20 protein-coding genes and 2 tRNA genes are annotated in these 25,946 nt (G+C 43.5%); 17 read left to right on the top strand and 5 right to left on the bottom strand.

What is annotated here, in order from left to right:
• The first annotated feature begins 11 nt into the window (after window positions 1–11).
• The 10 genes from L2748_RS10830 to L2748_RS10785 all read left to right on the top strand — a co-directional run bounded on the left by L2748_RS10830 (window position 12) and on the right by L2748_RS10785 (window position 9,220).
• A tRNA-Asp gene (locus L2748_RS10830) sits at window positions 12–88 on the top strand.
• Window positions 89–182: 94 nt separating this feature from the next.
• Window positions 183–259 (top strand) — tRNA-Asp (locus L2748_RS10825).
• Between the two features lie 257 nt (window positions 260–516).
• Window positions 517–2,349, top strand: a complete 1,833-nt coding sequence (locus L2748_RS10820) for a cation:proton antiporter (RefSeq protein ID WP_220780717.1) — start codon at window positions 517–519, stop codon at window positions 2,347–2,349.
• A 421-nt stretch (window positions 2,350–2,770) separates the two neighbouring features.
• Window positions 2,771–3,148 (top strand): hypothetical protein, encoded by a 378-nt coding sequence (locus L2748_RS10815; RefSeq protein WP_246616131.1) that lies wholly within the window; start codon window positions 2,771–2,773, stop codon window positions 3,146–3,148.
• Window positions 3,145–3,525, top strand: coding sequence for a hypothetical protein (locus tag L2748_RS10810; protein WP_220780716.1), 381 nt, complete (start codon window positions 3,145–3,147; stop codon window positions 3,523–3,525). The genes L2748_RS10815 and L2748_RS10810 overlap by 4 nt, the downstream gene beginning before the upstream one ends.
• Before the next feature lie 188 nt (window positions 3,526–3,713).
• Window positions 3,714–5,870, top strand: coding sequence for a catalase/peroxidase HPI (gene katG / locus L2748_RS10805; protein ID WP_220780715.1), 2,157 nt, complete (start codon window positions 3,714–3,716; stop codon window positions 5,868–5,870).
• Window positions 5,871–6,194: 324 nt separating this feature from the next.
• Window positions 6,195–6,668 (top strand): GNAT family N-acetyltransferase, encoded by a 474-nt coding sequence (locus L2748_RS10800; RefSeq protein WP_220780714.1) that lies wholly within the window; start codon window positions 6,195–6,197, stop codon window positions 6,666–6,668.
• Between the two features lie 226 nt (window positions 6,669–6,894).
• Window positions 6,895–8,181 carry a coproporphyrinogen III oxidase family protein gene (locus L2748_RS10795; RefSeq protein ID WP_220780713.1) on the top strand — a complete coding sequence of 429 codons (1,287 nt, stop codon included), beginning with the start codon at window positions 6,895–6,897 and terminating at the stop codon, window positions 8,179–8,181.
• A gap of 185 nt (window positions 8,182–8,366) precedes the next feature.
• Window positions 8,367–8,816, top strand: a complete 450-nt coding sequence (locus tag L2748_RS10790; RefSeq protein WP_246616130.1) for a GNAT family N-acetyltransferase — start codon at window positions 8,367–8,369, stop codon at window positions 8,814–8,816.
• A 119-nt stretch (window positions 8,817–8,935) separates the two neighbouring features.
• Window positions 8,936–9,220 (top strand): DUF3861 domain-containing protein, encoded by a 285-nt coding sequence (locus L2748_RS10785; RefSeq protein WP_220780712.1) that lies wholly within the window; start codon window positions 8,936–8,938, stop codon window positions 9,218–9,220.
• A 105-nt stretch (window positions 9,221–9,325) separates the two neighbouring features.
• Here the strand turns inward: L2748_RS10785 and fadE are convergent, their stop codons facing one another.
• On the bottom strand, window positions 9,326–11,773 hold the full coding sequence (gene fadE, locus L2748_RS10780) for an acyl-CoA dehydrogenase FadE (protein WP_220780711.1): 2,448 nt from the start codon (window positions 11,771–11,773) through the stop codon (window positions 9,326–9,328).
• Between the two features lie 239 nt (window positions 11,774–12,012).
• On the opposite strand from fadE, the gene L2748_RS10775 reads away from it, so the two are divergent.
• The gene (locus L2748_RS10775; RefSeq protein WP_220780710.1) at window positions 12,013–12,798 is read left to right on the top strand and encodes a class II glutamine amidotransferase; all 786 of its coding nucleotides are present in this window, start codon (window positions 12,013–12,015) and stop codon (window positions 12,796–12,798) included.
• A gap of 113 nt (window positions 12,799–12,911) precedes the next feature.
• On the opposite strand, the gene L2748_RS10770 is transcribed toward L2748_RS10775, so the two are convergent.
• Together L2748_RS10770 and L2748_RS10765 are read right to left on the bottom strand one after the other, a co-directional pair.
• On the bottom strand, window positions 12,912–13,694 hold the full coding sequence (locus tag L2748_RS10770) for a DUF3108 domain-containing protein (RefSeq protein WP_276521570.1): 783 nt from the start codon (window positions 13,692–13,694) through the stop codon (window positions 12,912–12,914).
• Between the two features lie 147 nt (window positions 13,695–13,841).
• The gene (locus tag L2748_RS10765) at window positions 13,842–14,195 is read right to left on the bottom strand and encodes an MGMT family protein (RefSeq protein WP_246616129.1); all 354 of its coding nucleotides are present in this window, start codon (window positions 14,193–14,195) and stop codon (window positions 13,842–13,844) included.
• A gap of 523 nt (window positions 14,196–14,718) precedes the next feature.
• Between L2748_RS10765 and L2748_RS10760 the strand changes: the two genes are divergently transcribed.
• Window positions 14,719–15,390, top strand: coding sequence for a hypothetical protein (locus L2748_RS10760; protein WP_220780709.1), 672 nt, complete (start codon window positions 14,719–14,721; stop codon window positions 15,388–15,390).
• A 99-nt stretch (window positions 15,391–15,489) separates the two neighbouring features.
• Here L2748_RS10760 and L2748_RS10755 read toward each other — a convergent pair whose 3' ends face one another.
• Window positions 15,490–17,202 (bottom strand): MFS transporter, encoded by a 1,713-nt coding sequence (locus L2748_RS10755; RefSeq protein WP_220780708.1) that lies wholly within the window; start codon window positions 17,200–17,202, stop codon window positions 15,490–15,492.
• A 255-nt stretch (window positions 17,203–17,457) separates the two neighbouring features.
• On the opposite strand from L2748_RS10755, the gene def reads away from it, so the two are divergent.
• The 5 genes from def (at window position 17,458) to L2748_RS10730 (ending at window position 24,990) form a co-directional block, all read left to right on the top strand.
• Window positions 17,458–17,949 carry a peptide deformylase gene (def, locus tag L2748_RS10750; protein WP_220780707.1) on the top strand — a complete coding sequence of 164 codons (492 nt, stop codon included), beginning with the start codon at window positions 17,458–17,460 and terminating at the stop codon, window positions 17,947–17,949.
• Between the two features lie 203 nt (window positions 17,950–18,152).
• On the top strand, window positions 18,153–19,358 hold the full coding sequence (locus L2748_RS10745; RefSeq protein ID WP_220780706.1) for a hypothetical protein: 1,206 nt from the start codon (window positions 18,153–18,155) through the stop codon (window positions 19,356–19,358).
• Between the two features lie 31 nt (window positions 19,359–19,389).
• On the top strand, window positions 19,390–21,006 hold the full coding sequence (locus tag L2748_RS10740; RefSeq protein ID WP_220780705.1) for a Y-family DNA polymerase: 1,617 nt from the start codon (window positions 19,390–19,392) through the stop codon (window positions 21,004–21,006).
• A complete protein-coding gene (locus L2748_RS10735; RefSeq protein ID WP_220780704.1) occupies window positions 21,006–24,278 on the top strand; it encodes an error-prone DNA polymerase in 3,273 nt (1,090 codons plus the stop codon). Before L2748_RS10740 ends, L2748_RS10735 begins: the two co-directional genes overlap by 1 nt.
• A gap of 175 nt (window positions 24,279–24,453) precedes the next feature.
• Window positions 24,454–24,990, top strand: coding sequence for a tRNA-uridine aminocarboxypropyltransferase (locus L2748_RS10730; protein ID WP_220780703.1), 537 nt, complete (start codon window positions 24,454–24,456; stop codon window positions 24,988–24,990).
• Window positions 24,991–25,056: 66 nt separating this feature from the next.
• Here L2748_RS10730 and trhA read toward each other — a convergent pair whose 3' ends face one another.
• Window positions 25,057–25,752: a PAQR family membrane homeostasis protein TrhA gene (gene trhA, locus L2748_RS10725; RefSeq protein ID WP_220780730.1), complete on the bottom strand. Its 696-nt coding sequence runs from the start codon at window positions 25,750–25,752 to the stop codon at window positions 25,057–25,059.
• Window positions 25,753–25,946 lie beyond the last annotated feature (194 nt).

The following is a 25,946-nucleotide window of genomic DNA, read 5'->3' as shown; positions in this document are numbered from 1 at the left end:
AAAAAAGTTTTGGAGCGGTAGTTCAGTTGGTTAGAATACCGGCCTGTCACGCCGGGGGTCGCGGGTTCGAGTCCCGTCCGCTCCGCCAATTAAGTAAAGCTAACTTTTTTAGTTAGTTGTAAGTCATGTTAGTGACATAACAATGACTTTAGAAATCGACATAATGGTTTCTTAAAAGTTTAGGAGCGGTAGTTCAGTTGGTTAGAATACCGGCCTGTCACGCCGGGGGTCGCGGGTTCGAGTCCCGTCCGCTCCGCCAACACAAAGATGAAAGCCCTTACATTTCTTATTAATACAGAGTGTAAGGGCTTTTTTCGTTATACGCCTTTTAAATCTATATCTTGCCTGCCTCGCACCTCGCACTATTATTGTACATTCAGATAATTTAACGATAATTTTGATTTACTTTTCTTAGTGTTATCGTATTTTACTCAGGTTTTACTATAGTTTTTACACTCAACGGCATGTTTTAACAAACATCGTTTCACTTGAAACGTTCAGATAAGGAAATAGGCTATGCTAGAGCAGATCACTGCGATGCTTGCTTTGCTAGGTGTTTTATCGTTGTTTTGTCAGTGGATAGGCTGGAAACTGAGACTACCTGCTATCTTACCGCTGCTACTTTGTGGGTTATTGCTAGGACCTGGGCTTGGGTTCTTACAGCCTGACGCCATTTTTGGCGATCTATTATTCCCGATTATCTCACTCGGTGTTGCCGTTATTCTATTTGAAGGCGCACTGACACTTAACTTTAAAGAAATTAAAGAACATGGTGTGATGGTAACGCGTTTAGTCACATTAGGTACCGTGATAACGTGGGCTTGTATCGCGGTCGGTACGTTTTATCTGCTAGATTTTGAGTGGTCAATGGCCTTGCTATTTGGGGCATTAGTCGTGGTTACAGGGCCAACGGTTATTGTGCCAATGCTCAGAAGTGTAAGGCCAAAAACGGAACTAGCGAGTATATTGCGCTGGGAAGGAATTGTTATTGACCCTATAGGTGCTTTACTTGCAGTACTGGTATTTGAATATATTGCCGTTGCGGCCGATCCAACAACTCATGTATTACATGCATTAAGTGCCATGTTAGCCGTAGGGCTGGGTTTCGGGGTGATAAGTGGTTACTTAGTTGGTCTAGTGCTTCGCAATAACCTTTTACCGCATTATTTACGCAATACCGCGGTACTGACTTTAATGCTTGCTGTATTTGTTGGTTCGAACCTACTGCAAGAGGAGGCTGGCTTGCTCTCTGTGACTGTCATGGGGATCTGGCTCGCTAATATGAAAGGTGTTGATATTGCAGATATTTTAGAGTTTAAGGAAACGCTTACTGTCTTGCTTATATCTGCATTGTTTATTCTTTTAGCTGCGCGACTTAATGCTGATGCTTTATTAAGCTTAGGCTGGGAAGGTCTAGCATTATTAGCGGTCGTCATGCTGATAGCGCGTCCTTTGAGTATCTGGTGCTGCGGCATTGGCACCTCCTTGTCTAAAGGAGACAAGTGGTTTTTGAGTTGGGTAGCCCCTCGGGGTATTGTGGCGGCAGCCGTCTCGTCCCTGTTTGCGATTAAGCTTGAGGCCATTGGTATTGAAGGTGCAGAGCTAATTGTACCTCTGGTATTTTTAATCATTATTGGCACGGTTGTTATTCAAAGCCTAACAGCAGGGAAATGGGCTAAAGTGCTTGGCGTTACAGCTGATTCTTCTCAAGGCTTACTGATGTTCGGTGCATCGAGTTTTTCACGTGCTTTGGCTAAAACACTGCAATCTAAAGGCATAACGGTATTACTTGCTGATAATAACTGGGACAATATTCGTCAGGCTCGTATGGACAATATTCCGGTATATTTTGGTAATCCGGCGTCAGAACATGCAGAAAACCATATGAACATGGCTGGGATTGGCCGAGTATTAGTTGTGTCTCCTTACCGGCAGTTAAACCCATTAGTGAGTTTCTATTTTCAAGATGTATTTGGTGAAGAAAAAGTGTACGGGCTGAATAATAGTGATACCTCCAGTGCGCGTCATCAGCTGTCAGAGTCTTACTTAAAGCGACTATGTTTATTTGGCGAAGCGGTTTCTTACTCAAAGCTTGCTAGCTTAATGGCAAAAGGCGCCAGCATAAAAAGTACTCGCCTAACAGAAAATTTTAATTACGCTAAGTTTATGGCGCAATATTCACAAGGCGCGATCCCTCTTATTTATCTGCAAGAGGGGAAGGTGAGGGTGATCAACGCTGAAATGGACACCGAGCTACCCGTTGGTGTTGAGTTGATTAGTCTAATTCCTGCCGATGCCATTAAATTAGAGGTCAATATTGATAGCGTGGAAAACGGGCTGCGCGAATAGCAGATATGGCGAGTTATTTTGACATAGAGCCTCAGAGATAGGCTTCTATGTTGAAATGTTCTAATCTGAACCTATTTTTTATATCACTGACTGATGGTTAATTACTGCTCTTCAATATACGACTAATCAGAATGCTTTACTCAAGACCAATCGCTAAAGCACTGCAATTGGCCTTAGTTTTTTGCGAGAAACGCAAATGTCTTAACCTCGAAATAAATGAGCCTATTTGTGCACCATTAATCTACCTCTAAGTTTATTTTTTAATCGTTGTTGCCTGAGGTGCTGTCGGCATTCAGTTTCCGTTCATCTTCACATAGGCCTAATAGCGTCATCAGCGAGTTATCGCTGAAATAGACTCACTTATAGTGAAGTATAAATCTTCAATAAGTGAAATTAATCAAGGGTTAGGTACCTGGAGAAAATGATGCATCGCCCCTCAAGTTTTTTATTATTTGTCGCCATAACGGCACTGACAGCACCAGTCATGGCCAATACTGCTAAATCTTATATTGTACCAACCGAAGAACAAATCGATACAGGGCTGAAGAACTTCGGCTATTTGGCGGGCTTAGCACTGGGCTGCGTGGCTGTAGATCAAAAAGCGCAACTTGAAACCGAAGCGTTGAATATTAATAGTCAAATTAGCCGTACTTTGGGGAGCGATCGAGCATTTTTCTATGCCACCAGCTTTGGTTACGGCAGCAATATAGAGCTCAATCAGCAGGAGTGTACCGAAGCGTTGGCAAACTTTGAAAAACGTGCAGCTGTATTTCATCAAGACACGAGAGAAGATAAATGAAACAAGGACTAACACTTGCCATAATGGTATCGACGGTATTGATGACTTCAAGTCTTGTTAGCTTTGATGCTAATGCTGGTCGCTATGAAGTACACAAAGAGATCCGTGAAGGATACCGCGAAGTTAACCGCGAGAAGCGAGAAGCGGCCCGTGAAGTATTACGTTGTAAGACCCGTAAATGTGCTCAACGTGAAATACGTGAGGGTTACCGTGAGGTTGCCAGAGAAAAACGCGAAGCACGCCGTGAAATCCGCCATGCATTGCAGGATAATCGCCATGACCGGTGGAAACATAACAATGATAACTTCCTGACAGGCGTCATAGTGGGTGGGGCGATTATTGGCGCTGCAGCAGCTATCGCTAATGATAACGACTGAGTTTATAGCCGCTACATACCTGTTGAACGCCGTTTATTAGCGGGTATACCACCTTGCCATCAATAAGGTGAGTAAAATCAAACAGGATGTCGAAAAGTCACCATAAGCAACTACACTAATTAACTCAAGGGGGGAACATATTATGTTTAACCGTTTGAAAGGGGTTCATTAGACAATGGAGAAGGTTTATGGCTGACAAAAAATGCCCTGTGATGCATGGCGGCGCAACTGAAATCAGTATGTCGAATATGGAGTGGTGGCCTAAGGCGCTCAATCTCGATATTTTACATCAGCACGATGGTAAGACTAACCCTATGGGAGAAGGCTTTAACTATCGAGAGCAGGTGAAATTACTTGATGTCCAATCACTTAAGAAAGACCTACACGCGTTGATGACAGACAGTCAGCCTTGGTGGCCTGCAGATTGGGGGCATTATGGCGGACTAATGATCCGCTTATCTTGGCATGCTGCAGGGACATATCGTACCGCTGATGGCCGAGGCGGTGCGGGTCGGGGCAATCAACGCTTTGCACCGCTGAACTCCTGGCCTGACAATGTTAATTTAGACAAAGCGCGTCGTTTACTATGGCCAATTAAAAAGAAGTATGGCAACAAGCTGAGCTGGGCTGACTTGATTGCTTACGCTGGCACAATTGCTTATGAATCCATGGGCCTTAAAACCTATGGCTTTGCCTTTGGCCGTGAAGATATTTGGCATCCTGAAAAAGATATCTACTGGGGAGCAGAAAAGGAGTGGCTAGCGCCTAGTGGCAGCGAAGGGAGCCGATACTCCGGTGAGCGCGATCTTGAAAACCCATTAGCTTCGGTAATGATGGGACTTATCTACGTTAATCCAGAGGGTGTAGATGGGCATCCCGATCCACTTCAAACGGCTAAAGATGTTCGCGTGACCTTTAGTCGTATGGCTATGAACGATGAAGAAACTGTGGCGTTAACCGCTGGTGGTCATACAGTAGGTAAATGCCACGGTAATGATGATGCAGAGCTGTTAGGGCCTGTGCCTGAGGGAGCAGATATTAAAGACCAAGGCCTAGGTTGGATAAATAACAGCAAACGCGGCATCGGCCGTGACACCGTATCGAGCGGACTTGAAGGGGCGTGGACTACGCATCCTACTCAATGGGATAACGGTTACTTTACCTTGCTACTTAACCATGAGTGGCAGCTGAATAAAAGTCCTGCTGGAGCGTGGCAGTGGGAGCCGATAAATATTAAAGAAGAAGACAAGCCTGTTGATGTTGAAGATTTAACTCGGCGCTATAACCCGATTATGACCGATGCAGATATGGCGATGAAGTTGGATCCCGATTACCAAAAAATTTCTGCACGTTTTTATCAAGACCCCGCATACTTTTCTGCTGTCTTTGCGAAAGCATGGTTTAAGCTAACCCACCGTGATATGGGACCCAAAACAAGGTATATCGGCCCAGATGCACCGGATGGAGACTTGCTGTGGCAAGATCCTGTTCCACAAGGGCGCAGCGATTACGATGTGGAGGCGGTTAAGGCACAAATAACGGCAAGTGGACTGAGTGTCAGCGATATGGTCACCACTGCTTGGGATAGCGCGAGAACATTTAGGGGCTCTGATCTTCGCGGCGGGGCAAATGGAGCAAGGATCCGTTTAACGCCACAAAGAGACTGGCAAGGTAACGAGCCAGAAAGGCTCAATAGAGTACTGGACGTGATTGAGCCTATTGCTGCGAAAACTGGTGCTAGTGTGGCAGATGTGATTGTGCTAGCTGGTAACTTGGGCGTAGAACAAGCTGCTAAAGCGGCTGGGCATGTTACAAAGATACCGTTTTCCCCTGGCCGTGGTGATGCTAGCGAAGATATGACCGATGTTGAATCTTTCAATGTATTAGAGCCACTTCATGATGGTTATCGTAATTGGCTAAAGAAAGAGTATGCCGTTAGCGCTGAAGAGTTGATGCTTGATCAAACACAGCTACTTGGACTCACAGCACAAGAGATGACAGTGCTCCTAGGTGGTATGCGGGTATTGGGGACCAATTACGCTGGTGCCAACCACGGTGTGCTTACCGAACGCAAAGGAACACTGACAAATGATTTCTTTGTTAATCTGACTGACATGAACAATACGTGGCAACCAGCAGGTCATAATCTGTATGAGATCTGCGATCGTGAAACTGGAAAGGTTAAGTGGACAGCTACTCGAGTAGATCTGGTGTTTGGTTCTAACTCAATCCTTCGAGCCTATGCGGAGGTCTACGCTCAAGATGATAATCAACAAAAGTTGGTGGAGGACTTTATTGCAGTGTGGACTAAGATAATGAATGCAGATCGCTTTGATTTGAACTAGCTGGTTCTATTTGCTTAGTTAATTGCGAGCTGTAAAAACATGTGCCGCTAAGCGAGAGTTTAGCGGCTCTATGGTAAGTCCATTAAGTTCTCCTCGGTAACCCCTCTTGCATTATGGGCAATAATAGCAGTTGCATTATTCTACCTTTAAATCATCTTTGGTCTCGTATCCCCAATAGGTATATCGCCATTCATAAATGATACTCACTGCATCAGACTTCAATATAAGGTGAATGTCTATATCGGGTACATACGAGGCATGTGGATTGCAGCTTATGCAGAGCATCGTTACTCTAGGGTAGGTTTAATAGATTGGGCTAATAAAATGATTACAATCAGAAAAGCGTTGGAGTCAGATGCTTTAGCTATTTACTCGCTTCGTAACCGCAGTATTGTTGCAAACTGTGCAAACTATTATACACAACAGCAACTTGCGCTGTGGACACAAGGAGAGATCTCTAATGAGTTTATCACTGATGTTTGTCAAAACTTTTATGTGTCTATTGTTAATAACCAGGTGATTGGTAGCGGTAAAATTAGCTTTGATAGCGGTATGCTTGATGGCATTTTTGTTGATCCTGATTTCTTTGGTCGAGGGGCTGCTAAGCAGATGTTGGCATTTTTAGAACAGTTAGCCGTACAACATAATCTGACTGAAATAAAATTGGACTCTACTCTCAATGCGGCAGGCTTTTATCGCGCATGTGGATTTATTGGGGAGTGTATATCTACCTACCATTCACCCAGAGGGATCAGTTTAGATTGTGTACCCATGAAAAAATCGCTTATTGATGGCTAAAGTAATTAACGCTCGCAGAGTTAGGTAATACCCGTTACATGTGTTGTTAGCTGAGATGAGTGTTAGCGATATGATTCAATACTAGGTTCTGTGACAGACATAGTATCTGTGATGATATTTATGGGTAAACATCTGCTTTGTAACACACTTTTCAATAGAATCAAGGAGTAAGGTAGAGACACCGCTTACCTGAGTTACAGGTAAATTCATCATCACAAGGTGAGTTATGTCATTTGCAGAATTACGTTTATCTATAGCAACACAAAGTCTAGATTTGGTGATGCAACATACCATAAAGCAATCTCTGAGTTTAGCGGATGCTAAAGCTTTCCCTTTGGGTGAGTCGCCATTAAGCTTTATTAAGCAGCAAAAAATTGAAACCCTTTATATCCATATTCCTTTTTGCCACACCCTATGTCGTTTCTGTTCGTTTCATAAAATAAAGTATAACGAGCAAAAAGCGAAACTTTACTTTGCGGCTTTGCGTAAAGAGATCCGCCGAGTGATAGAGGGAGGGTTGCGTTTTAACCGAGTGTACATTGGTGGCGGCACTACAACGATTTTAGAAGATGAGCTGGTTAAAACGATTGAGCTGATTAAAAGTCTCACAACAGTCAGAGAGGTCTCTTGTGAGACAGATCCTAGCTATTTTAAAACCGGAAACCCTGAAGTTCTTAACGGTTTAGTTGACCGGATGTCGATAGGTTTACAAAGCTTTGATGACAATATATTAAAAGCTAGCGGAAGGTATGAGAAATTTGGCTCTGGTGATGAGCAAGCCATTCATATTCAACGTGGTATAGAACTGTTTCCAACAGTAAATGTAGACTTAATGTATGGTTTTAAAGGGCAGACCCCGAGTAGCGTCGTGACCGATATTAAACGTATGATGCAGCTTGAACCCGACCAGATAACCACTTATCCATTGACGGTCGGAATAGGTAAAAGCCGTAAAAAATCGCAATGCTTAGCAGGTAGCCCTAAAGACTTATGGCCACAGTTTTTAGCGGTGAAAGAAGTGATGGCTGAACGTTATTTGATGGAATTCCCTTGGACATATAGTCGTAATTTTGGTCAAAAAGTTGAAAACAAATATGTTCTCGATGGTGAGAATTGCTTTGGTGTTGGTTCTGGCGCATTTGGCCGTTTTGGTGAGCAGTTTCAAATATCGAGCTTTAATATTGATAAGTATATTCAATTGATTGAGCTAGGTGGGGTCGGCACCAATTACCACAACCTGCTCAGTAGCAAATCGATAGATCAGCATCACTTGATGATTATGATGGGCAAAGGCCATTTAGATAATGGTCTTTTTAAAGCTCATACAGGCAAAAGTTTATGGCAGGCTTTTCCGCTTGAGCTGACTTATCTATTGGCTGCTGGTGCATTAATTAAGCAGGGGAATGATTACCGTACTACAGAATCAGGGCAATTCATCGCCTTAAAAATGTTTAGTGGTTTCTTAGCTGGCATGGATTACTTACGGGAGCAGGCGATAGACTTGGCGGCATAATGTTGTTTAAGTTCGGTATATCAAAAGATTAATTTTACGTTAGTTAAAGGGCTTTGCGTTAAGCTCTTAATCTAGCTTTCATTCCCCTGAAGTGAGCAATTAGCTAAATTGTTTTAGTTTTAACTTCAATAGTTTGCTAACTTTATGAAACCTCAATACTAAGCGGCACATAAAGGAGAGCGATTTTGATTGAATTATCCGCAGCCAATGATTTAGCCAGCGCAGCAGAGTTAACGCTCAGAAATATGCAGCCATACTATAAAAAGTATGGGCTAAACTGGGATAGTCAAACTATCTTAACCATGACTGAGGATTTAGATAATCATCAAATCTTACTTAATGGTGAGCCTGTTGGGGTGTTGAGATTGTCATTTAAGGACGATAGTTGTCAGCTTAGAGATTTACAGGTAGATAGCCGGTTTCAAAATAAAGGTATTGGTAAGCAAGTACTAAGCGAAGTCGTGCGCATAGCAAAGCAGGCAAGCTTTAAATTGATTGAGCTTAAATTCATTGAGCTTAAAGTCTTTAAAATTAGCCCTGCAGTTAGGCTTTACCAAGCTTTTGGCTTTAGTGTGGTGCAGCAAGATGACCGATTTTATTATATGCAGTTTGAGCTGGGCAAAGACCTTAGTTAATCGTCTTTCTTTAAGAGCTTTCTTTAAGCGCTTTCAATTAAAGCCTTTTATGAAAGCGCTTAATCGGAAGCTTTTAGCTATCGCAGAGTGAAACTTATTACTCTACAAAGGAGTTAATCATGAAGGGCCATTTATATAAAGTTACCCTAGAGCATATAGAAGATGCGAAAGGACTGCCTATCGATGATAATTCGTTGCAGTTTGAAGCGCGTAATCATGACGATATTTTCAAAATCGTCGAGATGATCAAAATTAAAATGGACTTAGAAGAAGCGGATGCCGTTGCCTTTGCCGTCGGTTTAAAACTCTTCGGTGAAGTGATGTTAAAAAATCGCGATGTGGAGCTGTTCAAACAGTTTAAGCCGCATATGACAGACTTTATGAAACAGTTGAAAAAGCTGTAAACAGCGAGCTGAGCACCTTTATAAATGTCAGTGTCATGACAATAAAAAAGGCTTAAGTCGTTATACTTAAGCCTTTTTTGTTTACTTGGTCACAGTCAATTTGAATTAAGCCGCTTCAAATTGCTTAGCATACTCAAGCGTACGTGCTTTTAACTCTTCAGGATCAAAGTCATCAACATTGATAGACTTCATACGACCTATTTCAGCACGTTCAAGTAGTGCCACTTCCGCTTCGCTTAGTACACCAAGCGCTTTACCTTCAGCTGCTACTTTATCAAGCCACATAAAGGGTAGGCGTTTACCTGCAGCTTTACAGACTTTGTCGTAGATAGGTTCTGACGCTAAGATATCTTTAAAGGTTTCTTCTTGAATCCCCACTGCGTTATGCTCGCTTGCAGTCCAGAATTGACCTTTGCCTAAACGGTCACGGCTGGCACAAGGTGTTTGCATAATTTTAGCAACCTTGTGGTCAAGGATATCGCTTGGGCGTTTAAGTGGGCGACCAAATGGGAAGATCACAGCGCGCAGTGCAATACCCAGTCCCATTGGGAAATTATCCAATAGCTCATCTAATGAAGACTGCAGTTTATAGAGTGAGTCTTCAACAGCCCACTGAACCAGTGGTAAATCTTCGGTTAAGCGACCTTCATCTTCATAACGCTTAAGCGTTGCAGATGCAAGATATAGCTGGCTGAGCAAATCACCTAAGCGAGCTGAAATACGCTCTTTACGCTTAAGGTTACCGCCAAGGGTAGCCATAGCTAAGTCAGATAACAGGGCTAAGTTGGCACTGAAACGGTTCATCTGCTGGTAATAGCGCTTAGTTTTATCTGAATATGGCGCGTTTGAGAACCGGCTTGAAGTCAGTCCCATCCAGAAACTGCGGACAAAGTTACTGGTAGTAAAACCAATATGACCAAAAATTGCCGCGTCAAAGTCGCGTAAGCCTTTATCGGCATCAGGGTCAAACGCTGATTCCATCTCGGCTAATACATAAGGGTGACAACGGATAGCACCTTGACCATAAATGATCATAGAGCGAGTAAGAATGTTGGCACCCTCTACGGTAATCGCAATCGGTGCAGCCTGATAACCGCGGCCTAAGTAGTTATTCGGGCCTAAACACACACCTTTACCGCCATGAATATCCATGGCATCGATAACGCACTTCTGCATTCTGTCGGTAAGGTGATACTTAACGATGGCAGAGATCACCGATGGTTTTTCGCCAAGATCAATACCTGTGGTAGTGAGTGAGGTTACCGCATCCATTAAGTAAGCGTTACCGCCAATACGTGCCATAGGCTCTTCGATGCCTTCCAGTTTACCAATAGGCAGCTTGAATTGGCGACGAATGCGAGCGTACGCACCTGTTGCAAGCGCTGCTGTTTTTATACCACCAGCAGAGTTTGATGGCAGAGTAATACCACGACCAACAGATAAACACTCAACTAGCATTCTCCAGCCTTGGCCTGCCATTTCGGCGCCACCAATAATAAAGCTCAATGGTACAAAGACTTCATTACCGCGTGTTGGTCCATTTTGGAACATGCAGTTTAGTGGGAAGTGACGGCGACCAGTTTCAACGCCTTCAATGTCTGTTGGAATAAGGGCGCAGGTAATGCCTAAATCTTCTTGGTTACCTAGCAATTGGTCAGGGTCACGCAGTTTAAATGCTAGACCAAGCACTGTTGCAACTGGCGCAAGGGTAATATAACGCTTGTTCCAGGTGAGTTTCATGCCCAGTACTTCTTTGCCTTCCCATTCGCCTTTACACACGATACCGAAATCGGGGATTGCGCCAGCATCACTGCCGGCTTCTGGGCTCGTTAATGCAAAGCAAGGTACTTCAAGGCCTTGAGCAAGGCGGGGCAGGTAGTGGTCTTGTTGAGCTTTGGTACCATAATGCTGTAGTAGTTCACCAGGACCAAGAGAGTTAGGCACACCGACTGTTGATGCGAGTTCACTGCTGAGACCTGCAAGTTTTTGCAGTACACGAGACTGAGCGTAAGCAGAATATTCTAGGCCGCCGTACTTCTTCTTAATAATCATCGCAAAGAAACCGTGATCTTTAAGGTATTGCCAAATCTCTTCAGGAAGATCACCAAGCTCATGGGAAACTTGATGTTGGTTCAACATACGGCAAACTTCTTCAACAGGACCATCAAGGAAAGCTTGTTCTTCGGCGCTTAATGTTGCTTTAGGGTAGTTGTGAAGCTTGTTCCAATCAGGCTTGCCAGCAAATAGATCGGCTTCCCACCAAGTTGTACCCGCTTCAATGGCTTCTTTTTCGGTAGAAGACATTTCAGGCATGATGCCACGATACATTTTGAGTAATGGTCGAGTGATCACATTTTGTCTAAAGGAGCTGACATTAAGCGGCAGGGCAATAGCAAGAAAAACCAGCCAAAGTATTGAGCTTGCGTAGCCTACGCCGGTACCGATTGCTAATACAATCGCGGTGCCGAGGGTGGCGGTTAGTAGAGAGACTCTGAGATAGGCAAAAGCACCTATCGCCACAATCATCACCAAGATCCAAAGTAGGGTCGTCACTGTCATTCTCCTTTATATTTGTGACCTAAAGTTGACCTAAAGGCATTTGTTTTGCGCCTTTCCTCACAATTATAGTGCGTGGTCAGACCTGTGTCTCATAAAATCTAAACCTTAGTTAATTTTAATACAAGTATTTTTCAAACAAATGTTTAAATATTGTGTGTAGACAAACATTCCACAATGGCTATCAAGTGGTTAGAATACGGAGATGAAGTCGTAGATAGACGGGATTAAGATTAATGTGTGAGTTACTGGCCATGAGTGCCAATGTTCCGACAGATATTGTATTTAGTTTTACCGGACTTGCCGAAAGAGGTGGGGTTACCGGACCACATGTTGATGGTTGGGGGATTACTTTTTACGAAGGCAAAGGCAATCGCACCTTTAAAGATGCGAGACCCAGTAGTGAATCCCATGTTGCGCAGCTAATTAAGTCTTATCCGATTAAAAGCGAAGTGGTTGTTAGTCATATTCGGCAAGCTAACCGAGGTTGTGTATCGTTAGAGAATACTCACCCTTTTACCCGTGAATTATGGGGGCAATATTGGACTTATGCGCACAACGGTCAGCTCAGTGATTATGAGGACAAGTTTGTTTCTAAGCGGTTTACCGCTGTGGGTGATACCGACAGTGAAATGGCATTTTGTTGGATAATGGACAAAGTAGTCGAGAAGTTTGGTGACACAGCACCTGCTGATAGATTGGCGGTTTATCAATATATTTCAACGTTAGCCGATGAAATCCGTGCTTTAGGCGTATTTAATATGATCTTAAGTGACGGCGATTATTTAATGAGTTATTGCAGCAATAACCTTTGCTACATTACTCGCCGAGCACCTTTTGGTAAGGCAAAATTGATTGATACCGATGTAGTGATTGATTTTGATAAAGAGACAACGCCTAACGATGTGGTGACTGTGATTGCAACTCGCCCATTAACCAATAATGAGCAATGGAATGTGCTTAGCCCTGGTGAGTGGAAGCTGTTTAAAAAAGGTGAACTGATGAGTTCATCTGTTAGCTAATACAGTTAATATTCACAAACAACTCGCTAAAACCTATTTAGCGAGTTGTTAGCTTGTTTGTTGTTAAACTGTATGGTTTAGCCACATATTAGCCTGCTATTTGGCAATTGGTATTACTCCCCCTCGGTGTTACTCGCAGCTTCATCGATTTGTGCTTGTTTAGGCGCGTTGGCTGCCGCAGATTGCTCAAATTGATAATTGAGTAACTTAATGTCTAATTGTTTACTGCCTTTTTCAAAGTGGGTCAAGCGGATCGGTAAATAGCCAAGCTTAGGTGCCATCCAAAAAAAGGTTTGGCGTTTTTTGCTTGTACGGATCACCTCAAACTTGACTGTTTGATAGCTACCACTTTCGATATTCACTCTCTCTTTACCGACAATTTTAAACGCATAGTCGTCGACTTCGCCTTCTTTAACCATGGTGTAATGCAACTCGTTTTTATCGGCTTGCATATCCAGTCTAAATTGCAGCTGCACCATTAACGGGTCAAATAGTTCGCTGTCATAAGGGAATTTAGCGCGTTCGTCTTTATAACGGCTGTGCACCACGTTTTGACCTTTGGCAAAAGCCGCTTGCTCTCTGAAGCTTGGGCCTGTGCCTGTTCGTTCAACTGAGTAACGCATAGGTTCGAGGTGGTTGTTGGCCTCTAAGGTAAAGTCACTGCGGATATGGCGCTGATCTGATAAAAGTAGCAGTCCGACATCGCTATCAAAGCGATATTGAAATAAGTTGCCGTCAGGTGCACTTAAAATATAGCGGGCGCGTCCAAGCTCAATACTGCCGTAGTTGACTTGATACTCAGCAGTGTGAGGAGTTAAGGCACTAATATTGGCCTGACTAGCAGGGCTGGCAAATAATAAAGTTATTACAGATAAGATTATGAGTGTTTTTAACAAAGATAACTCCTTCTATTTTGGGTACCTTCAATAGCCTTATGTGATGCTCGATTGAAGTAGGCTATTTGTTATCACTGCTTAGTACAAACAATGGCATAGAATCTTTTTTGCTGCGAGTCAGTTACCTATTAGTTTAACAGCCTTAGCTTAAAATGGTATTGAAAGGACTAATGTGGCTAGATCTGGCTGCCATTCATATTCTGCCATTTTGATCTTACCGCGATTCACAACAATATTTTCGCTACGTAGTCGTTGCATCTGCTCGATAAAAGGCTCGGTATTTTCAGCAAAGGATATTTTACCTTGGCTGTTAATTACGCGGTGCCAAGGTAACTTTAGCTCTCCCGGTGCCATTTTTAAGGCTCTAGACACATAACGGGCACGGCCAGGTAAGCCTGCAAGATCGGCCACCTTACCGTAAGAGCATACTTTCCCTTCGGGGATCATTGCCACTATGTGCCATATTTGACTCATTGCTGAAGTTTGACTGCTTATTTGCATTGTACGTCCTTAATGACGGTAAATTTTAACGCGCGAGAGATCAAGTTAAGCACGCGGCTTATACCAATCAGTATAAACATTTAGCCACTCAGCGAGAGTTTAGCGGTTTTGAGGCTAGGTCATTAAGTGCTCCTGCTTTAATGACATTTGCTGCATCCATGCAGCTCGCAACGAGTAAAGGGCATAGTTGTTCTACGTTCGAGCTCGTTAACACAGCATCAGAATCGCTAAAACTCGCCATTCTGGAGCGTTTTGGGCTGCCTACTTTTGCGTTGATTAGCTTTATAAGGGAATAACCATTATTGCTGCTATTCGCCTTGAATTAGTTTGCCAAAAACCGCTCTGAGTAGATCAAATTCTTATACTGATTGGTATTATACTGTTTATTGGCGCAAAGCCTGATGCAGCTGTTACTTATTTGGGTTAGTGTTTTACTGTTGTTACGTTGTTGTAATATAAGGTAAAAGCCCTTGCTGATAGTTAGCGCTAAAGTAATAATAGCGCTTTTTTGACGGTATATATAATGTCAGTAAAGGCTTTGCGTCCTTTTATCGGGTCTTTGTTATTACTTTCTGTGGCATCGGCACCTGTTTTGGCGAGTGATTTTCGTCATATCGCTGACCCTTTAAATCTCAATAGTTCACTCTATATAGGTTTTGACGACGACACATTTAAATTAGGTGGCAGTTTTGCAACGAGTCATCAAAAATTTTCGGCTAACACCAATTTTGACGGTGATAAATGGCATTTAGGTTATCTGTATTCAACCCGTGATGTGAACTTTAGAGCCTCTGTAGATCATGGTAAAACAGATACTCCGCAAGGAAAAGCTAACCATTACCAATACCAGATGGGTTTAATGACCGAGCATCAAGGCTGGTTTAGCACTCTCGTCTTTACTGAGCTAGCGGTAAATCACTTAGCGGTAAAATCTTATAAGGACAGCACTGCTGCCAATGCCAGTATGACAGTGTTAAAACCTATGACCGAACATTGGTATAGCGAGTTTTATGTTCAAGGTAATGCTGGCATTGATGGTGTTGAGCGTTATGAAGCCAGAAGTTGGTTAGCGCTGGGCTATCAAATTAATCCGCAATGGTCTTGGCTGGTGCGTTATCAGTATGACTGGGAAAAGCTTGATAGAATTGAGAGTGAAGATACTCAATGGGTATTCGCTATACGTTCTCAGTTTTAATTGTCGCTTAGCGAATAAACTAGCTTAAATAAAGCCCATGTACGATGTTGTCTATCGTACATGGGCTTTTTGCTTATTGAGACTAATTAAGAGTCAGGCTTAGGCGATTGCGACACTAGGCTGAGACTCTGCTTGTGGGGTGGTGCCAAACTTATGGAACAACACTAACCCTAGCGCTGTTAGTAATCCTAACGCACCAATGATGTACCACATTAAATCAGGGCGTTCAGCCCCTTTTGCGACTTCAGCATACAAGTAACCCGACAATGGCCCCGCGAGTAAAAAACCAGTCGCAGAAGAGACAAAGTAATAGCCCATAAACATGGCTTTTTTATCATGTGGTGCAAAGCTTGCCACATATTCTTGGCTCTTTGGTGAAGCGACCATTTCGCCAATAGAAAAAACCAGAATAGAAGTAAGCACCATAGCACCGCCCATAATTGCACCGTGAGCTACACCGCCAATTGCAGTGCCAAGGGCGAGAATAATAGTGCCGCCAACTAAGACGGGTAACGCTTGAAATCGCTCAACAAAACGGCTGATCATTAATTGCATCACGACGATTGATAAGAAGTTAACACCGATTAAATATTCTGGGTTGATTTGACGATACTCACTTGCCCATCTTTGTGCGTACTCGACAGCTGCAGCCGGCGTTTGCGCGATAGCGGCTAAGGCTTGACTGATCTCAGTGTTTGGTACCATGACTTTAGTATGGACTAGCTCAAAGTAAACTTGTTTCGCATTGAGCGTACCACTTGCTACTTCACTGCTTAGACGAGTGAGTTCAGATTGTAATAGGCTAATATCCACAGGTGCAAAAAATTGCAGTAAATCCGGATAAGACGCAAGCATCAATACCAGATCTGATGTATCAACGAAATCGCGAATATAAATAGGTAAAGTAATAAAAATTTGCTGATATACCATCCACATACCAGAAAGTATCAGTAGATAAATAACAAAAGGTTTGTTACCTAAACTAATTTTTTGTGCATACCAAGGGGCTGATTTTTTAGAAGAAGCGAGTTTGTCCCAAATAATATGCCCGCTGAACCAAAGGGCATAAATGATCAGTGTGGTTTCACCTGTGATCCACTTGGCACCATAAGACATCAAAATAACGAGGGTGCCGAAGAATAAAATAGCAAAACGCGCATTACCCAGCACTTCTTGGATATCTTGAAATACCGCTGTAAGAGGCTTACCTTTTTGCTGATTTTGATCTGTTGGCTCTTTATAAAAGAAATAGGCAGGAATAAAGTTAACCGCAATCCAAAAAGCAGACATGATAAAGACCCAGTCCCAACTAATTGCTCTTACATAACCTGCGATGAATGGACCTAAGAATCCGCCGATATTGACCATCATGTAGAAGATCCCAAAGCCTAAGCCGCGGTTGGTTTCATCTGTTGTGCGTGCCACCGTGCCGGTTACCACAGGCTTAAAGCAGGCCGCGCCAACAGCAACCCCCATAAAAGCGACAAAAAATCCCATAAAGGTATCGACCTGGCCGAGTAAATAATAACTGGGGCACATGATGGCATAGGCGACTAAAAACATTTTGCGGTAGCCATAGCGGTCAGCGAGCGCGCCTGTTAGCACTGGAAATAGGTAAAGAAAAAAAGGGATCATGCCTTGTAATAGGCCGCGCTCTTGCTCTGAAAAGCCTAAGCCACCTTGGTTTTGTGGTGAGGTCATATATAAGGATGACAAGGCAAAGAAGCCATACCAAGCGAGGCGTTCAAAGATCTCCATGGTATTGGCAACAAAGAAAGTAGCGGGCAGCGCAGTGCGTCCTGCTTGAGTCATATTATTATCCGTATATTTTATGCAATTTTAATCATGCTATCACATGTTAATAAAAAGTGGCGACAATTGTGCAAAATAGAAACGGATTCGTGGGGTTGTATGAGCAAGTTATAGGGCTTGCTTGAGCTCATTATTGCGCTAGTACCCCCTAAACTAGAGGGATTGCTGACTTTAAATGGAACTCGAGATTGCCTTTATTGATGATTAGGTCATAATAGCGCGAATTTTATAGTTAACATTTAGTGTGATAAAAATATGGCAGTGTTAGACATCTTAACGATCCCCGATGAGCGCTTAAAGCGCAAAGCTGTGCCTGTAACAGATATTGCGTCTGTACAAGGCTTTATCGATGATCTAATCGAAACTATGTATGACACCGAAGACGGTATCGGTCTAGCGGCGACTCAGGTTGGTAGTTTACATGCAATTTTGGTTATCGATTTGTCTGAAGAGCGTGATCAGCCAATCGTGTTGATTAACCCTGAAATCGTTGAGTCTCGTGGTGAGTATCAAGGTGAAGAAGGTTGTTTATCTATTCCTGGCTACCGCGCTAAAGTGAACCGCCATGAAGGGGTTAAAGTCTCTGCATTAGACCGTGACGGTAAAGCGTTTGAAATTGATACCGATGAATTTTTAGCGATTGTGTTACAACACGAAATGGACCACCTAAATGGCATCGTGTTTACCGACCATCTTTCTATGCTTAAACAGCAAATTGCATTAAAGAAAGTGAAGAAGTTTAAATAAAATAATGAATTATTTGGCTTACTAATAGCCGAAGATTCGTTTTTATCGACTTTAAAAGCGCCCCTCATTTGAGGGGCGCTTTTTTTTGCGCTGTGGATCGCTTGCGATATAACAAAAGATAATTATACTGTATAAGTATACAGTGTTTGTTTTTGGGTCAAACTCAGCAGTTAGTGAGTTGTTGGCTAAATAGGTGCATTAACATGAGTTACGCTAAAGCGCTAACAGCGAGAGAAATGAAAGTAGCGAGTTCTACTTATGCTCCCAAGGGGGAAGAACTTATCCAAAATAGGGCTGCGGTAAGTGAACCCTTAGCCGCGCTATTACAACGTAAAGATCTCTGGTTAGGAGAGCAATGGCAAGCGCCAACAAGTGCATATTCTAGCGGTTTTACTTTGCTTGATAGTCACTTAGCTGATAACGGCTGGCCACAACAAGGTGTATGTGAATGCTTGTATGATGGTAACGGGCAAGGGGAGTTAACACTTGTATTACCGCTATTAAAGCAATTAATTGGTGTTTCGGGCTCTTTTTTAACATCGCCAGCCCTTGCCGACGCTAACTTACAGGTGCAGGACGATAGTGAGCAAGTTGGGCAATCAGAATCGATAGAGAGTGATGCCTTAGTGATGCTGGTTGCTCCGCCACATATTCCCTACCCACATGCACTAGAACAACAAGGCATAGCGGTTGAACGGTTAGTTTGGATTGATACACCAGACAGAAAAGAGCAACTCTGGGCAATTGAGCAAGCCTTATCTAGTGGTTCAGTACCCTTGGTATTAGCCTGGCTAGATGGTTTATCGGTGACAGAATCTAGACGCTTACAGTTGGCTGCAGAAAAAGGCCAAGCATTATGTATTTTATATCTGCCGAGCAAACTGGCAGATAATGGTCATCCCGTGAGTTTGCGTTTATCACTAAAACGTGAGTTTTTTGATGTTAAACAGCCGCAAAATTATTTGAGCCAGAAGCACTATTCACATAAAAACGATTTGCGGAAACATGATTTACATACGCACAGCTCACATAAGCTCAGCTCATATCAATCAAGTCCCAAGCGCGCATGTGGCGATACAGAAATTAATATCATCAAACGTCGTGGCGGCTGGCCCAGTACTGAGTTTAATTTGTCCTTATTACCCGAGCATTTAAAAGAGAGCTTACTCGGCACAAGTCACTTTTTAATTCGAGAAAACGCGATTAACTCGACTCTTGGCTTAGCAGAGACGAGCGAGCTGGCTATTGCGCCGCGAGAACGGGGGAATTTAACTCTGGTGGCTAGCGACTCTAAGGCAAATTGGCATAATTCAAGCAACCCTAGTCACTCAAGCATTTCTAATCGCTCAAACATCACGAATGGCTTCAGCAAGCAATGCCGATTAGCCCCATATTCTGTTTTGGTCTAGTTGAGCCAACTTACTTTTCGAGAGCATTAACATGTTATGGCTTGCTGCATATTATCCTGATTGGGCATTTCAACATCTTAAATATCGTCATGAACTGCAATTAACGAAAGGTTGCTTACTGTTTGCGCCTAAGTCGCTACAAGTGTTGGCGCAAGACAGAGTTGCTGCAGATGCTGGGATCCATATTGGTATGAGTGTGAGTACGGCGCAAAGTTTACTACCCAATGTGGTGTTAATTGAATTTGAGCAAGATATGGTCGAGCAAGCCTGTCAGTGGTTATGTCAATGGAGTTACAGCTTTAGCGCGCGGGTGGTGCCTTTGCAATGTGCTCATACTCGTGTCGAGTCATCGCTTTTAGGGCGCGGTAAATTTGCTGTCAATGAATTTGTCAGCAACTGCCTTGTTATGGAGGTTAGCTCGATGGCATTAGTGTTTGATGGCGTAGAAAACTTGGCTGAACAGTATGCAAGGCGTGCGATCAGTTTAGGCTTAGAGCTGCAATTGGCGATTGCTGAGACGCCATTGGCTGCACAGTTACTGGCACAACAAGCACCGACTTATGTAACGACTGACATTGAGGAAACTGCGGATGTGCCTGATGGCACTCGTTCTTATCACCCATCGCGAGATAGTGTCTCTGCCGAGGTTTTGCAGCGTCAGCAGCGTTACTTACAGCATGACGATAATGCGCTATTACTCGACACATTACCCTTACAAGGTTTGCCTGTGTCTGCTTATCTACGCCAAGCATTTAATGATATGGGCCTACATACTTTCTCTGCATTAACGGCTTTACCGCAAAAGGAGCTAGGTCAGCGTTACGGCAAACCCTTACTGCAAATGATGGCAAAAATCACCGGGCAGCTGCCTCAGCCACTGCGCTATTTTGAGCCCGCAAATGAATACCAACAAAAGCTGACTTTGCTTTATGAGGTCGAATCGATGCAGGGCATCGTGTTTCCTTTAAAACGTATGATTGATGATATGGCAGGGTATTTACTGCAACGGCAATGGGCGCTGCCAGTATTAAGGTTAATTTTACACTATCGAGATCAAGAACTGCCGCCCCTTGAGATCACTATTCACTACCCCTTTGCGGAGCATAGAAGCGAGGCTTTATTAAGTTTGTGCCGTATGCAGCTTACACGGATGACCCTATACCAACCTGTCGTTGAAATTGAGCTCCGCGCAGACAAGTTTGTCCCAGCGGTTCAAGGGCAAGCGGCATTACTGGATCAGCAGGCAAAAAAAGGGCGTAAAGCGGGGGCTTGTCAGTACTTATTATCGACGCTGCAAGCAAGGCTCGGAGCCAATAAAGTTAAGGGGTTACAGTCTATATCGGCTCATTTTCCTGAGCACTGCTGGCAAAGCCTTGGACTTGAACATATCGGAAAAAGTCAGGTTGCTGTTAAGGCGAAATCAACTTTGGCAGCGGGCGCATGTCGACCACTTTGGTTGCTTGCGACTCCAACGGCCATTGCGATGAATGATATTGCATTAATCAAGGGACCTGAGCGTTTGCAAGCACATTGGTGGCAGCAAGATGAACAGTGCCGAGATTACTATATTGCCAGTCATATTGATGGTGGACTTTGCTGGGTGTATCAAGTGGCAGATGGCTTTTTTTTACATGGATGGTTTAGCTGATGTACGCCGAGTTACATGCTATTTCTAACTACAGTTTTTTACGTGGTGCATCTCACCCTCATGAGCTGGTGGAGCAAGCAGCTAAGCTAGGTTATAAAGCGATAGCGATAACGGATGAGTGCTCCTTCGCGGGTGTCGTCAAAGCCTATGAAGCCGCTAAAAAATATGAGATCCGTTTGCTAGTGGGGGCCGAGTTTCGAATTGATGAAGGTGTTTTCGTGCTATTAGCCATGAATCGTAAAGGTTATGGGCAAATTAGTCACTTGATAAGCCGTTGTCGCCGCCGAGCAGAAAAAGGCCGTTATCAACTGGAGTTTATAGAGTTATTAACTGGACTTGAGCAATGCATTTTGTTGTGGCAACCACAACGCCCGTGTCAGCTTCATCAGCCAAATATAGCGCTATCGACACGGTTACAAGATTATATGCAGCAATCCTTGCAAATTGGCTGCAAGCTTGCGGCCAGCTTTAAAGACCGCTGCTATTTGATGATGGAACGCAGTTTGGTTGCAGGAGAGGCTTTAAAGCTGGATTTCTGGCGTGAGTTAGCTGTGCAATTACAGCTTGAGTGTGTGGCTAGCGGTAATGTGCATATGCACATTGAGCAGCGCCAAAAACTGCTCGATGTGTTGACCTGTATACGTCATGGCAGCCAACTTGAGCATGCGGGGGATTTATTATTGGCGAATGCTGAAACCGCATTAAAGCCTTTAGTTGCAATAGCTAAGCGTTATCCTAAAGCTTGGTTGGACAATAGTCTTGTGGTCGCGAGTCGCTGTGATTTCTCGCTCGATGAGCTTAAGTATGAATACCCAAGCGAAGTGGTGCCTAGCCATTTAAGCGCGAGTGATTATTTGGCACAAGAAGTTTATAAAGGTGCTTTGTGGCGCTTTAACAATGCGATCCCCTTTGAGGTTACAGCGCAATATGAAAAAGAGTTGCAGCTGATTAAGGAGATGCAATACGAGTATTTCTTTCTCACCATTTACGACATTGTCCAATTTGCTAAGTCGCAGCGAATTTTACATCAAGGCCGTGGCTCAGCGGCAAATTCAGTGGTGTGTTATTGCTTAGGGATCACCGAGGTGGACCCGACTAAAGTGAATATGTTGTTCGAACGTTTTGTGTCTAAAGAGCGTAATGAACCTCCTGATATTGATGTGGATTTTGAGCATGAACGGCGAGAGGAGGTGATTCAATATATTTATGGTAAATATGGCCGAGACAGAGCTGCACTGGCGGCTACTGTTATTAGCTATCGCTTTAAAAGTGCGATGGGCGATGTCGGCAAGGCACTCGGTATCGATAAACAACATATCGATCATATGTTAGCGAGCATAGATAGGCGTGATAGCGAGTTTGACTGGTTAGCACAGCTTGAAGCTAAGTCGCTGATCCCTAAAGAAGGCATTGGTCAATATTGGTTGCCATTGGTACAAGAAATTTTAGGCTTTCCAAGGCATTTATCGCAACACGTGGGCGGCTTTATTATCTCTTCAGGTCCATTAAGTGAGCTAGTGCCTGTTGAAAATGCAGCGATGGCAGATAGAACCGTTATCCAATGGGATAAAGATGATTTGGAAAGCTTAGGCTTGCTTAAAGTCGATGTATTAGCCTTAGGAATGTTAACTGCTATTCGCAAATGTTTTGAGTTGGTAGGCCAATCTAAAGTTTGCAATAACGCCAATCAATTACAGCAAGCTCAAGCATTTACTATGGCAGATATTTGCTGGGAGCAACCAGAGGTGTACCAAATGCTGCAACGGGGCGACAGTATTGGTGTATTTCAAGTGGAATCTCGGGCGCAAACCTCAATGCTGCCAAGGCTTAAGCCTAAGTGTTATTACGATCTAGTGGTGCAAATAGCGATAGTGAGGCCCGGACCGATTCAAGGCGATATGGTACATCCCTATTTAAAGCGCCGCGACGGATTAGAAAAGGTAACGTATCCAAGCCGAGAGGTTGAAGCAGTACTGTCTAGAACTATGGGTGTGCCTATTTTTCAGGAGCAAGTGATCCAACTTGTTATGGTTGCTGCTGGTTTTTCGGGTGGTGAAGCCGATCAGTTAAGGCGAGCGATGGCGAGTTGGAAACGTTCGGGAGAGTTACAACAATTTGAAGCGAAATTGCTAACGGGTATGCAGAGCCGTGGTTACTCCGCGGAATTTTCACAGCAAATTTATCGGCAAATAAAAGGCTTTGGCGAGTACGGTTTTCCAGAATCCCATTCAGCGAGCTTTGCGTTATTAGCTTATGTTTCTGCTTATTTAAAATATCACTATCCCGCCGCTTTTTGCTGCGCGTTACTCAATAGTCAGCCGATGTGTTTTTATAGCCCATCTCAATTAATTCAAGATGTTAAGCGGCATAAGGTTACCGTACTCCCAGTGTGTATTAATCACAGTCAGTGGCAACATACATTGGAAAGGTCAGCTCTTGGTACGATGCAGATCCGTTTAGGTTTTCGCTTAGTAAAAGGGCTCAATTGTAAAGAGATAAGTCGCATGGTGGCGCAAAGACCGCCAGCAGGATTTAAACAAATAGAGCAAATTTATCAACTGGGTATTGCACGTCACGAGCTAGAAATACTGGCGAGTGCCAATGCATTTGTGGCGGTTGCTGGTCATCGTCATCAAGTACGTTGGCAGCTGTCTGCATGCCAAGCAAGTTTACCGTTATTTGAAGAGCAAGAGCTCAATGCGTTAGATGAATATCGTCAGCAAAGTAAGCCGTCATCAAGCTTGGAACATTCATTCTCAACAGCAGCCGTCAGCTTACCAGCGCCAAGTGTTGCCGAGTCAATGCAGGCTGATTATGCCTACACAGGTGTGACGTTAGGCGAGCATCCCATGGCATTGCTTAGACAGCAAGTGATGACAAAACAAGGTAAGGGAATGACGAGTATTCAAGGTGTTCAGCAAAGGCTAAACACACATTCAGTACTGCAACATTGTCTTACGGCAGAGCAGTTAGATGATTGCCGTAGCGGCCAAGTGGTGACTGTGGCTGGGTTAGTGGTGGGGCGGCAAAGGCCTGGTACAGCATCCGGCGTGACCTTTATCACCTTAGAAGATGAAACCGGGAATGTGAATTTGGTGGTCTGGAGCGCAACCGCACGGGCGCAGCGGCAAGTGTATTTGGTATCAAAAATAATGAAAGTCACCGGAATTTTAGAGCGAAAGTCGGGTGTGACTCATGTGGTAGCGGGCAAGCTATATGATATTTCTCATGCATTAGAGGCGCTACAGCTTCGCTCGAGAGACTTTCACTAAAGTATATTTTAGTCGCTTATCTGGGCGTTTATAGAGGAATAATGATGATTGTATTTATCCTTTTGAATGAATTGACCAAGAAGCCTTTTAAGCTGCTCAACTTCTTATATGAGCGGATATAAGGTTATAATCTGGCTTTCAATGTTTTACGCTAAATACCAAAAGAGTCTTTCTATTGCACGTCATATTGCTCACCCATGAACGCGAAGCTACTCGGCAAACGAATACCGGTACTATTGCACTTAACTGTTTGCCTGAACATTGTGAACGCATCATGTGGTCACGGGTTTCACCATCGCAAAAGCTACTGGATAAATTAGCTGAACCGCAAACGGCATTATTGTTCCCAAGTGACGGGAAAGCGATGCTCAAAAGCAATGTTGACAGTGATGAAACCGCCGATGAAGAAGGATCTGCTGATAATCGTAATATTAGCCCTGCGGTATTACCAACTACGTTAGTGATTTTAGATGCGACCTGGCAAGAGGCGCGCAAAATGTTGCGTCAAAGCCCTTATCTTAAGACGGCGCGAACTTTTTCACTTGATAATACGCCAAGCTCTCAGTTTAATTTAAGGCGTAATCAGGTTGAAGGTGGTTTGTGCACTTTAGAATGCATTATTGAGTTATTTAAACGGGCAGATATGCTAAGTGAAGCTAACTTGTTGACCGAACAGTTTATTGATTTTTGCAAGTTATCAGTAGATGAATAATTTTAAAAGGCGCAGTACGCGCCTTTTTAGTATCGAACGGGTCGAGATAACTGCAATATCAGTGAGTTAAATTACAGTCAAATAGATGCATAAGAAATGAGATACCGCACCACCTAGAACAAACAGATGCCAAATCGCGTGATTAAATGGGATCTTTTTTGCTACGTAGAAAATCACGCCTAAACTGTAAAATAGTCCACCACTTATCAGTAAGTTAAAGCCTAAGTCAGACATATTGGCGATGAGATCTTGCATCACAGTAACGCATAGCCAGCCCATAACGAGATACAGGATTAAGCTGAAGGCTTTAAAGCGACCAATAAATAGGGTTTTAAATAAAATCCCGCCTATGGCGAGTGACCAAATGGCCATTAATACCCAATCGGCATCGCTACTGGTTAAGGTGATCAGCATTAATGGCGTATAGGTACCCGCTATTAACAGGTAGATGGCGCAGTGGTCGGCAATTTTAAGCTTATGTTTTAAAAGCGGTGAGGTAGCACTGTGGTAAAGCGTTGAGCATAAGAAAAGTAAAATGATGCTGGCGCAGTAAACAACAACGCCTGTTAACTGGATAAAGCTTAAGTGGTCATAACCTTCTAGTAAGCAAAGGATAAGTCCAACAATACCGAGAATGACACCGAGTCCATGACTAATACTGTTAGCCAGTTCTTCTTTGGCACAGTAATTTGCTTCTGTAACTTTTTTATCTGCTGGTGGAGGTGCTTGATTGTCTGAAACTGTCGCTTGTTCTACTGCCATCGTATAAAAGACTTCTGGTTTGACCACAATTAGGCTCAGTGTAACAGTTTTGAATTGAAAAGCCACAGGTTTAGCTAACACGTGTACGCTTAAATTGGTTGGTGTTAATGCTGTTATTATTGGCGACTTTTAGTCATTTTGTGTTGGCTTTAGTCGGTAGAATCAATGTTGAACTAATTTCATTAAGCTTGCTC

It is taken from the genome of Shewanella sairae, assembly GCF_023283535.1.
GTDB classification, from domain to species: domain Bacteria; phylum Pseudomonadota; class Gammaproteobacteria; order Enterobacterales; family Shewanellaceae; genus Shewanella; species Shewanella sairae.
This window is presented reverse-complemented; position numbering and strand designations above follow the sequence as displayed.